Genomic DNA, 471 nt, shown 5'->3' with positions numbered 1-471 from the left:
GTCCTCCTCGACCCGTTTCCTCCGCGCGGACCGGCCGGAAGAGATGAAGGGGGCGATCGAGGATCTCCGCGAGAGCCTGCTCGACATTCTGGTGGCCGACGGTGCGGTGACCGTGGTGGAGCGGGACTTCCCCGTCATCGGCGCCTTCTTCGTGGAACCCGTTCAGGGTGCGAACGGTATGCGGCCCCTGACCGAGGCGGCGGCCCGCGAGATCAGGGCGGTGTGCGACGCGGTCGGCTGCCCCTTGATCGTCGACGAGATCCACAGCGGCATGGGGCGGACCGGTGCGTTTCTCGCCAGTTCGCACATGGGGTTGCAGGGCGACTACTACACCCTGGCGAAAAGCATCGGCGGAGGAATCGCCAAGAATTCGGTGGCCCTCTTCCACCAGGACCGCTTCCGCCCGGAGTTCGAGGTCCTGCACAGCTCGACCTTCGCCAAGGACGGATTCTCCGCGGCCATCGCCATGAA

Annotated in this window: 1 protein-coding gene; it reads left to right on the top strand. The window is 66.5% G+C overall.

The features are described 5' to 3' along the window. Nucleotides 1–471, top strand: a 471-nt coding sequence (locus V2J85_RS40505; protein WP_330824376.1) for an aminotransferase class III-fold pyridoxal phosphate-dependent enzyme, incomplete at both ends; no start/stop codon positions are given.

This window comes from Streptomyces bugieae (genome assembly GCF_036352915.1).
Taxonomy (GTDB): Bacteria; Actinomycetota; Actinomycetes; order Streptomycetales; family Streptomycetaceae; genus Streptomyces; species Streptomyces endophytica.
The sequence above is the reverse complement of the archived record's forward strand: the minus strand, read 5'-3'. Positions and strand labels throughout refer to the sequence as shown.